9 protein-coding genes are annotated in these 9,591 nt (G+C 74.2%); 4 read left to right on the forward strand and 5 right to left on the reverse strand.

Annotated elements, in window-relative coordinates; genetic code table 11:
* Positions 1–60: 60 nt before the first annotated feature.
* The 3 genes from AB0D67_RS36455 to AB0D67_RS36465 form a co-directional block, all read right to left on the reverse strand.
* Complete coding sequence (locus AB0D67_RS36455) at positions 61–744, reverse strand: fasciclin domain-containing protein (RefSeq protein WP_362946196.1); 684 nt, start codon at positions 742–744, stop codon at positions 61–63.
* Between the two features lie 225 nt (positions 745–969).
* Positions 970–2,205, reverse strand: a complete 1,236-nt coding sequence (locus AB0D67_RS36460; protein WP_362946198.1) for an NAD(P)/FAD-dependent oxidoreductase — start codon at positions 2,203–2,205, stop codon at positions 970–972.
* A gap of 184 nt (positions 2,206–2,389) precedes the next feature.
* On the reverse strand, positions 2,390–3,025 hold the full coding sequence (locus tag AB0D67_RS36465) for a hypothetical protein (protein ID WP_362946201.1): 636 nt from the start codon (positions 3,023–3,025) through the stop codon (positions 2,390–2,392).
* An 18-nt stretch (positions 3,026–3,043) separates the two neighbouring features.
* Here AB0D67_RS36465 and AB0D67_RS36470 point away from each other — a divergent pair, with 18 nt between their 5' ends.
* A complete protein-coding gene (locus tag AB0D67_RS36470; RefSeq protein ID WP_362946203.1) occupies positions 3,044–3,244 on the forward strand; it encodes a hypothetical protein in 201 nt (66 codons plus the stop codon).
* A gap of 49 nt (positions 3,245–3,293) precedes the next feature.
* Positions 3,294–4,931: a phosphoglucomutase (alpha-D-glucose-1,6-bisphosphate-dependent) gene (gene pgm / locus AB0D67_RS36475; protein WP_362946205.1), complete on the forward strand. Its 1,638-nt coding sequence runs from the start codon at positions 3,294–3,296 to the stop codon at positions 4,929–4,931.
* Positions 4,932–5,051: 120 nt separating this feature from the next.
* Here pgm and AB0D67_RS36480 read toward each other — a convergent pair whose 3' ends face one another.
* Together AB0D67_RS36480 and AB0D67_RS36485 are read right to left on the reverse strand one after the other, a co-directional pair.
* Complete coding sequence (locus tag AB0D67_RS36480; protein ID WP_362946215.1) at positions 5,052–5,933, reverse strand: diacylglycerol kinase family protein; 882 nt, start codon at positions 5,931–5,933, stop codon at positions 5,052–5,054.
* 90 nt (positions 5,934–6,023) lie between these two features.
* A complete protein-coding gene (locus AB0D67_RS36485) occupies positions 6,024–6,527 on the reverse strand; it encodes a hypothetical protein (protein WP_362946208.1) in 504 nt (167 codons plus the stop codon).
* A gap of 332 nt (positions 6,528–6,859) precedes the next feature.
* On the opposite strand from AB0D67_RS36485, the gene AB0D67_RS36490 reads away from it, so the two are divergent.
* Together AB0D67_RS36490 and AB0D67_RS36495 are read left to right on the forward strand one after the other, a co-directional pair.
* Complete coding sequence (locus tag AB0D67_RS36490; RefSeq protein WP_362946210.1) at positions 6,860–8,098, forward strand: MFS transporter; 1,239 nt, start codon at positions 6,860–6,862, stop codon at positions 8,096–8,098.
* Positions 8,095–9,348, forward strand: a complete 1,254-nt coding sequence (locus AB0D67_RS36495; protein ID WP_362946212.1) for an FAD-dependent oxidoreductase — start codon at positions 8,095–8,097, stop codon at positions 9,346–9,348. Before AB0D67_RS36490 ends, AB0D67_RS36495 begins: the two co-directional genes overlap by 4 nt.
* Positions 9,349–9,591 lie beyond the last annotated feature (243 nt).

Here is a 9,591-nt window from a genome sequence, read left to right on the forward strand (position 1 = left end):
AAGAGAAGGACCGGCGGGGCACGGCCGGGGGCGCCCGTCGCGGGGCCCCCGCCCGGCCGCTCAGCTCGGCGACGCCGAGGCCGAAGCCGAGGCCGACGCCCCCGCCTCGGGCATCAGGACCGAGTCGACGAGGTAGACGGTGGCGTTGGACGTCTGGATGTTGCCGCAGAGGATCTTGGCGTCGTTGACGGTGTAGTCCTCACCGGAACCCGTGACGTTCAGCGTGCCGCCGCCCACGGTGGTCAGCGTCCCAGCGGCGAGGTCGGCCTGGCTCTTGCGACCCTCGACGATGTGGTTCTGGATGATCTTGCTGAGCTGTTCCTTGTCCTCCAGGACCTTGGCCAGGGCCTCCTTCGGGATCTTGGCGAAGGCGTCGTTGACGGGCGCGAACACGGTGATGTCCTGGGCGGACTTCAGCTGGTCGGTCAGCCCGGCGGCCTCGACGGCCTTGGCGAGCGTGGACAGCTGGGGAACGTCCTTCAGGGCCTGGTCGAGCGGCTTGCCCGCCAGGTCGGCCGGGCTGCCCGGCCCCTCCGCCGGCAGCTGGGAGCACCCGGGACCGAACGGCTTGCCCGCCTCACCGGCCGACGGCGAGCCGGACATCTCGGAGGGTCCGGGGGAGGTCATGTCCGAAGGGCCGGGGCTGGGCGTGTTGAGGAAGGAGGCCGCGGTGACGGCCTGCGCCGCCGGGGCCGCCGCCAGGGTGAGGGCCGCCAGTGCCGCGGCGAGAAGAGACTTCTTCACGGTGATCTCCTTGTCGGACGGTTGAGTCCTCCGGGATCCGGTCGGGCGGGCCCGAAGGTGCCCATCGTTCTCTTCGCTGATCGATTCCCCTCGAATTTGCCGATAAATACCGCATAAGATGACTCTTGACCACATATCTCCCTAAATGATCAGTTGAGGCTGTGGCCATGGTGTGTCGCCGTACCGGGGGGTGGACGGTCCCGACGCTCCGCGCACGGGCGGAGGTCAGGCGGTGAGCCCGGTCAGGTCGGCCAGCACGGCGTCGGCCGCGCGGCGGCCCGAGACCAGCGCGCCCTGGATGGACCCGGTGTCGCGGTGGTCGCCGCACACGTACCGGCCGGGTGCGAGGCGGACGGGCCGGCGCAGCGGGAAGGGCGGCGGCATCGCGGGCAGCGCGGCGCGGACCGGGTACGTCGCGAGGTGCTCCCAGGAGGAGGTGTCGGCGGCGTAGACCTCGGCCAGCCGCGCCCGGACCCGCGGCTCGTCGTCGGCGGACAGCACGCCGAGCACCGAGGTGGAGACCAGCGCGCGGCCGTCGCCCGAGTAGGCGGGCGCGGCGTCGCTGACGACGATGGTGTCGGTGACCTGCCCCTCGGCGTCGATGACCTGGGTGGGCTCGCCGAGCGGGGAACGCGGGGCGGCGTGGTAGAAGGTCGTCACCGACCGCATCTCCGGCTCCCGCAGGCCGGGGAGCAGGCGGGCCGCCGTCGCCGGGTCGGTGGCCACCACCACCGCGCGGGCCGGGATCCCCGTCCCCTCCGCGGTCTCCACCCCCTCGCCGGTGACCGCGGCGACCGGGGTGCCGAGGAGCACCGCGCCGTCCGGGAGGCGGCCGGCGAGCTGCGCCGGGATCCGTCCCATGCCGAGCGCGGGCAGCCCGATCGTGCCGCGGGCGAAGGACCGCCACAGCAGGTGGAAGAAGCGGCTGGAGGTCTCCAGCTCCCGCTCCAGCACGACGCCCGCCAGGAAGGGGCGGAACAGCTTCTCCACCATCTCAGGGGAGACGCCCCGGTGCCTCAGCTCCTCCTCGGTGGTGCGTTCGGCTCCGCCGCGCAGCACACTCGCGGGAAGGGCGATGTCGCGCGCGGTCAGCGCCGCCAGCGCAGCCTTGTCGCGGAGCGACCCCACCGCCGCCAGGACCCCGCTGAGCGCGTGCCCGGGGTGCCGCCAGGGCAGCATGATCCGTTCCCGCCGCCCGGCGTCGAAGACGATCAGTCCCGAGGAGAACGGGCGGACGTCCAGGGCGCCGACGTCCAGGACCCGCCGGGCCTCGGGATAGGCCGTGTTGAACACCTGGAAGCCGCGGTCCAGCCGGAAGCCGTCCACGACGTCCGTGCGCACCCGGCCGCCCGCCTCGTCCTCCGCCTCGACGACGCGGACCGGAACCCCGGCCGCGTACAGCCGGACCGCGCACGCGAGGCCCGCGAGCCCCGCGCCGACCACGACCACCGTCTCGGGCATGTGCGTCCCCCTTCGCCCTCGGACGGCGCCGTACGGCCCCGCCCGGCTCGCGGGGCGGCGGATCCGCCCCATCGTGCCTTCGGCGGCCGGGACGCCGGGGGTTGCGTCCGGGCCGCGGTGCCCCGCCCGCCCGGCCGGCGCCGGAACCGGGTTCCGGACGGCCGCCCGCGCGGGGCCGCACGGCCTAGGTGAGCCGTACCGTGATCTCCCCGCCGAGCTGGAAGCCGCCGGTCAGCTCCAGGTCGTCGCCGCTCCAGAAGCGGCCGGGGTCGTACCAGTGGGGCCGGCGCCCGGCCGGGAGCAGGCCCATCTCCTCGTAGGTGACGGCGACGACCTCCGCGCAGTAGGCGCTCTCCAGGGCGTTCTCGGCCGCGCCGCGCCGCAGGATCCGCGGTGCCCGTCCGCGCAGCCAGCGCCCGGCGAGCCGGGCCGTGGAGGGGAACGGCGTGCCGTCCAGCCGGGAGATGACGCGCAGCACCGCGTCCTCCATCCCGGCGGTGACCTCGGGTTCGAGCTGGCGCAGCCAGCCGCGCTGGCCGTACCGGGTGGCCCAGACGCGGACCGCGTCGCGCAGGTCGTGCAGCTGGACGCCGCGCTGGTGGGTGCCGGACCACAGGTCGGGCAGCGACCTGCCCAGCTCCGCGTGCCACATCAGGGGAGGCATGTCCTCGATGACGACGGACATGCCGACGTGGTTGACGGGGCTGTTCGTCACCGTCTGGATGGCCCGGTCGGGCACGCTGCGGCCCCGGAACAGCCACACGTCGCCGGTGCGGGTCAGGTTGACCGCCTCGTCGAGGCTGACGCTTTTGCCGATCACGGGAAGTAGCCTAGGCACATGCGGTTGTGGAAGATAGTCGGCCTGGCCGGGATCGCGGGTGTCGCGGCGACCGGGGCGGTGGTGGCACGGGCCGAGCGGCGGCGGCGCTCCTACACGCCGGAGGAGATCCGGGCCCGGCTCCGGGCGCGCCTGGAGGAGATCGAAGGGGGCACCGGAGCGGGCGTCGAAGGGGGCGGTGAGCCGCCGATCCGCGGGTGAGTACCGTTGGCCTCGGCGAAGCGGCCCTGGTGAGGTGAGGAGACTTCTTATGACGCACGAGCGCGCGGGCAAGCCCGCCCAGCCGTCCGACCTGGTCGACGTGGCCCGGCTGGTGACCGCCTACTACTCCCTGCGACCCGACCCCGACGAGGTGGGGCAGCGGGTGGCGTTCGGGACCTCCGGCCACCGCGGCTCGTCGCTGAGGACGGCCTTCAACGAGGACCACATCCTCGCCACCAGCCAGGCCATCGTGGAGTACCGGGCGGAGCAGGGCATCGACGGCCCGCTGTTCCTCGGGGCCGACAGCCACGCGCTGTCGGAGCCGGCGCGGGTGTCGGCGCTCGAGGTCTTCGCCGCCAACGGGGTGCGGGTCCTGATCGACGACCGCGACGGCTACACCCCGACCCCGGCGGTCTCCCACGCGATCCTCACCCACAACCGGGGCCGTACGGCCGGCCTCGCCGACGGCGTGGTGGTGACGCCCTCGCACAACCCGCCCTCCGACGGCGGCTTCAAGTACAACCCGCCGAACGGCGGTCCCGCCGACACCGACGCCACCTCCTGGATCCAGGACCGCGCCAACACCCTCATCAGGGAGGGGCTGAAGGGCGTGCGGCGCGTCCCCTACACCAGGGCGCTGGCCGCCGACACGACCGGGCGGCACGACTTCCTGGGCGCCTACGTCGACGACCTGCCCTCGGTGCTGGACATCGACGCGATCCGGTCGGCCGGGGTGCGGATCGGCGCCGACCCGCTGGGCGGGGCGAGCGTCGCCTACTGGGGGGAGATCGCCGAGCGGCACCGGCTGGACCTGACGGTGGTCAACCCGCTGACCGACCCGACGTGGCGGTTCATGACCCTCGACTGGGACGGCAAGATCCGGATGGACTGCTCGTCGCCGTACGCGATGACCTCGCTGATCGAGAACCGCGAGGCGTACGACGTCTCCACCGGCAACGACGCCGACGCCGACCGGCACGGCATCGTCACCCCCGACGGCGGCCTGATGAACCCCAACCACTACCTCGCCGTGGCGATCTCCTACCTCTACTCCCACCGGCCGGACTGGCCGGCCGGCGCCGGGGTGGGCAAGACGCTGGTGAGCAGCGGCATGATCGACCGGGTGGCCGCCGACCTCGGCCGGCGCCTGGTCGAGGTGCCGGTCGGATTCAAGTGGTTCGTGCCGGGGCTGCTGGACGGCTCCCTCGGCTTCGGCGGCGAGGAGAGCGCCGGGGCGTCGTTCCTCCGCCGCGACGGCGGGGTGTGGACCACCGACAAGGACGGGATCATCCTGGCGCTGCTGGCCTCGGAGATCATCGCGACCACCGGCCGCTCGCCGAGCGAGCACTACGCCGCGCTGACCGGAAGGTTCGGCGACCCCGCCTACGCCCGGGTGGACGCCCCCGCCTCCCGCGAGGAGAAGGCGATCCTGTCCCGGCTCTCGGCCGGCCAGGTCACCGCCGACACCCTGGCCGGTGAGCCGATCAGGGAGGTGCTCACCAGCGCGCCCGGCAACGACGCCCCGCTGGGCGGGGTCAAGGTCGTCACCGACAGCGCCTGGTTCGCCGCCCGGCCCTCCGGCACCGAGGACGTCTACAAGATCTACGCCGAGTCCTTCGAGGGGCCCGAGCACCTCGCCCGGGTGCAGGAGGCCGCCCGGGACCTGGTCTCGCAGGCCCTGAAGTAAGGCACTTCCGAGGCCGCTTCCGCGGCGGCCTCCGGGGTCACGGCCGGGGCGCTCCCGGGGCCGCTTCCAGGGTCGCGGCCGGGGGCGCCTCCGCGATCGCGGCCGGGGCGCCCTCCGGGATCACGGCTGGGTGAACATGCGCCAGGCGGCGGGGACGACCTTCCAGTGCCGCCTGGCCGCCGGGCCGGTCAGCTCCCCGTCGGCGTTCGCCGGCGCGGGCTCCCCTTCGACCGCCACGTCGCGGCCCCGGGCGGTGACGACGTCCCGCAGCTCCGGATGGCGGCCGCCGCGCAGCCGCAGCGCGTAGACGAGCCGCCGCACCGGCCCGGTGGTCAGCGCCACGACGACGTCCACCATGCCGTCGTCGGGCCTGGCCTTCGGGGTCAGCGGGGTGCCGCCGCCGATGGTGACGCCGTTGCCGACGCCGAGCATGAGCACCCGCCGGTCGGTGAGGGTCCGGCCGTCCACGGTCACGCGCAGCCGCCAGCCGGTGCTCCGCGCGCCCGCGAGCAGCGCGCCGACGGCGTAGGCGAGCTTTCCGAGGCCGGGCTTGAGCGGCGTGGCCCGCTCGGACGCCTCCGCCCCGACGCCGAGGTGCACCGCGTTGACGACGATGCCGCCCTCGTCGTCCACCAGCAGGTCGAGGGGACGCGGCCGGCCGGCGAGCACGACGCGGGCGGCCGCCTCCGGGTCCAGCGGGATGCCCAGCCCGCGGGCGAAGTCGTTGCCGGTGCCCATGGGGACCAGCCCCACGACGCGGGAGCCCAGCTCGCCGCGCCGGTGCAGGGCGGCGACCGTCACGTGCAGTGATCCGTCGCCGCCCATCACGACCACGTCCCGGCCGGGGTGGGCGGCGAGCGCCTCGTCGAGGTCCCCCTCCCCCTCGCCCGCCGTGACCTCGACGACGTCGGCCCCGGCGCGCAGCGTCTTCAGCGCCGCGTCGCGCGCGGCGTCGTCGGCGCTCCCCGCTCCCCCGTTGCAGACCGCCAGCAGTTCCGCCATGCCGTTCACTCCCGTTCCCCTGCCGTGCTCCCGTGGCTCCCGTGCCTCGTCTCCCCGGTCACTGCCCACGACGGGCGCGGCCACGCGGGGTCAGCCCGCCCTCCACCAGCGGACCGCCGTCCAGCTCCCCGCTGCGAGGGCGAACAGCCCGCCGAGGCCGTAGGCCCAGGCGATCGCCGTCTCCGACAGGTAGCCGTTGCCCGCGATGAGCACCGCCATGATCACCACGCTCAGCATGCCCACGCCCAGCCCGGCGATCAGGGCGAGCAGGAACGCCTTGAGCAGGCGGACCGGCAGGCGGTCCCCGCGGGGCGGCGCCAGGACCGCCACCAGACGCCGGACGACGAGCTCGGGGTCGTCGTCCACCCGGCCGGCGGCGAACTGGGTGGGCATCCGGCCGCGTTCCGGCTCGCTCAGGTAGATCCACCGGCTGTCGTCCAGGAAGACCGCCGCGTCGGCGGAGCCCGGCAGGCGCAGCGACAGGAAGGGGGTGCCCTCCGGGAACTCCCTGCGGTCGTGCCGGACGACGGGCGCGGTGGCGTCGAACGCCTCGCTCAGCGCCCGCAGTGCCCGCTCCTCGATCAGGTCGCCCATGGCGCTCTCCCCCCTCCCCCCTATGTCCATGGTTTCGTACGGCGGGGCGGAGCGGTTGCCGGGCCCCGGGTTCGGGGTCCCCCGCCCGGGTTCTCGGGCGCTCCCGGCCCGGCCGTCCGCTTCGGGCCCCGCCGGATGCGGATGCTTCCGGCCAGGGGGGCTACCTCGGGTTCCGGGGCCGCCACCGCGTCGACCCGGGGTTTTGTTCCTCATAGAAGAAACTCACGATGACCTTTCCTCACCGCGCTACGCAAGCAGTAACGTGAGCCCACTCCCACCGTTTGGCCGGTATCGACCCCCGTATCCGGTCAGCCGGCGTCGAAAGGGCTTTCATGAGCGTTCGCACCATGCCGCGCCGGGACGCGGCCGGTACCTCGTCCCCGTACCGCTGGACCGTCCTGCTGCTGTGCTGGGCGTCATTCACCATGACCTCCCTCGACCGGTCCACCTGGGGTCCCGCCTCAGCCTCGGTCGGCGAGGCGCTGGGGGTGTCCCTGGCCGGTCTCGGCGTCATCGCGACCGCCTACTACGTCGGCTACGTCATCTCCAACGCCGGGGGCGGCTTCCTCACCGACTGGCTGGGCGCCCGGAACATCCTCTCCGGGTCGCTGTTCGTGGCCGGCGCGTTCATGGTGCTGTTCGGCTCCAGTCCCTCCGCCGGGGCCGGCATCGCCTTCCAGGCGCTCATCGGCCTGTTCGCCGGGGCGGACTACGCGGCGGGGGTCAAGCTCATCGCGGTGTGGTTCACCCCGCAGGGCAGGGGGCTGGCCATGGGGGTGTTCATGACGGCCACCTCGCTGGGCACCGTGATCGCCAACGCCGTCGTGCCGAGGCTGATCCGGTCGAGCGGCTGGGAGACCTCGTACCACGTGTTCGGCGTGGTCTCGATGGTGCTGGCCGTGGTCTGCTTCCTGCTCCTGCGCCGCCGCGCTCCCGGAGCCGGAGGCGAGGGGAACGCGGCGGCCGGGGAGGGTCCGCGCAAGCCGGACGTGCGCCCGCTGGTGGGCAACCGCGACCTGCTCCTGCTCGGCCTGGCCGGCTTCGGCGGCCTGTGGGGCACCTACGGCTTCATCACCTGGTCGAACACTCTGATGGTGAAGGGCAACGGCGTCGACCCGGTGACCGCCGGGACCGTGGTGGTGGTCTTCGCCATCGTGGCCGTCGTCAGCAAGCCGCTGGTCGGCCTGGTGACCGACCTCATCGGCCGGGGCCGCAGGATCCCGTCCATCGCCGTCCTGCTGTTCTTCGTGGCCGCGCTGCTGGTCTTCGGCTCCATGAGCACCCCGCTGCAGTTCCTCCTCGTGGCGCCCTTCCTCGGGATCGGCGCCTACCTCTACAGCCCCCTCATGGTCGCCATGATCCCCGAGCTGTCCGGCAGCCGCCTGGCCGGCTCCGCGGCGGGGGCGACCAACGCGGTCTGGCAGCTCGGCAGCGTCATCGTCCCCGTCGTCATCGGCGCGATCTTCCAGGCGACGGGCTCGTTCTTCGCGGCGTTCGCCGCCCTCGCGGTCGGCCCGCTCGTCGGCGCGATCCTCATGTTCTTCGTCCGCGAACCCGGAAAGGCGGCATGATCCAGATGACCGAGCACTACGACGTGATCGTCGCGGGCGGCGGATCCGGCGGGGTCGCCGCCGCCGTGGGCGCCGCCCGCACCGGGGCGCGCACGCTCCTCGTCGAGCGCGGCCCGTGCCTGGGCGGCGCCGCCACCCTGCGCAACGTGCTCACCTACTGCGGCCTGTACACGCGGGCGGAGCCGTACCGGCAGGTGGTGTACGGCGTGGCCGAGGAGGTGATGGCCGGCCTGCGCGCGGAGGACGCCGTCACCGGGCCGCAGAGGTTCACCGCCGTGGCCGTCGTCTTCGACCCGGAGACCGTCAAGCGGGTGCTCGACGACGTGTGCGTCGGCGCGGGCGCGGAACCGCGGCTGCACAGCACGCTGCTGGACGCCCGGCGGGAGGACGGCCGGATCGTTTCGGCCCTGGTCGCCGACCACTCGGGCGTCCACGAGATCACCGCGGACGCGTTCGTGGACGCCACCGGCGAGGCCGACCTCGCCACCCGCGCCGGAGCCGGGGTCCGCTACGGCTCCGGCGGCATGGTCCAGAACGGCTCCCTCGGCGTCCGTTTCGGCGGGGTGCCCGCCGACGCCCCGGTCACCAGGGAGACGGTCCGCGAGGCCGTCCGCGCCGCCCGGGAACGCGGAGTGGGGCCCCTGCTGGCCGAGCAGGGACTGGTCGCCCGCCTGCCGGTCTCCGGCGACGTCATCGCCTACCTGGTCGACGAGGCCTACGACGCCCGCGACGCGCGTGACACCAGCCGGGCCGAGGTCTCCGCGCGCGAGCAGTCGCGGGCCTACCTGGAGGTGATCCGCTCCCTGCCGGGCTGCTCGGGCGCCTACATCGTCAGTACCGGCCCCGAGCTGGGCACCCGTGAGTCGCGGCACGTGGAGGCCCGCTACCGGATGACGGACGACGACGTGCTCGGCGCGGGCCGGTTCGACGACGCCGTCGCGCTCGGCGCCTGGCCGGTGGAGTACCACCCGGGACCGGGCGTGCCGTCGGAGTGGCGGTTCATCGAGGGCGACGGATACTACGAGATCCCGTTCGGGGCGGTGTGCAGCGCCGGCACCGGGAATCTCTTCGCGGCCGGCCGCAACCTCGACGGCGACCGGCTGGCCGGGGGGTCGCTGCGGGTCATGGGCACCGCGTTCGCGACCGGCCACGCCGCGGGGATCGCCGCCGCGCTGACGGCGGACCGGGGCGGGGCCGACGGGCCGGCCGTACGGGCCGAACTGCTCCGCCAGGACGCCTTCCTGCCCTGAACTGCCCTGATACGCCCGGGGCGGCCGTTCGGGGGCACGGCCGTCCCAGGGCCCGGGAGAGCCGGGCACGGCTGCGGCGGGTCCTCGGAAGGACCCGGGCACGGCCGTCCTAAGGCTCGGGCAGACCCGGGAACGGCCGTCCTAAGGCTCGGGCAGACCCGGGCACGGCCGTCCCCGGGCTCAAGAGGACCCGAGCCGGAGAAGAGGGGAAGCGGAAGGGGCCCGGTCGCCGTCGACGGCGAC

Source organism: Streptosporangium sp. NPDC048047 (assembly GCF_040653115.1).
In the GTDB taxonomy this organism is placed as follows: Bacteria; Actinomycetota; Actinomycetes; order Streptosporangiales; family Streptosporangiaceae; genus Streptosporangium.

Excerpts from the sequence above, each read along its gene's own strand:
- AB0D67_RS36485 (WP_362946208.1), bottom strand. The coding sequence starts at position 6,527 with ATGGGCGACCTGATCGAGGAGCGGGCACTGCGGGCGCTGAGCGAGGCG.
- AB0D67_RS36490 (WP_362946210.1), top strand. The coding sequence starts at position 6,860 with ATGAGCGTTCGCACCATGCCGCGCCGGGACGCGGCCGGTACCTCGTCC.
- pgm (WP_362946205.1), top strand. The coding sequence starts at position 3,294 with ATGACGCACGAGCGCGCGGGCAAGCCCGCCCAGCCGTCCGACCTGGTC.
- AB0D67_RS36495 (WP_362946212.1), top strand. The coding sequence starts at position 8,095 with ATGATCCAGATGACCGAGCACTACGACGTGATCGTCGCGGGCGGCGGA.
- AB0D67_RS36460 (WP_362946198.1), bottom strand. The coding sequence starts at position 2,205 with ATGCCCGAGACGGTGGTCGTGGTCGGCGCGGGGCTCGCGGGCCTCGCG.
- AB0D67_RS36470 (WP_362946203.1), top strand. The coding sequence starts at position 3,044 with ATGCGGTTGTGGAAGATAGTCGGCCTGGCCGGGATCGCGGGTGTCGCG.
- AB0D67_RS36480 (WP_362946215.1), bottom strand. The coding sequence starts at position 5,933 with ATGGCGGAACTGCTGGCGGTCTGCAACGGGGGAGCGGGGAGCGCCGAC.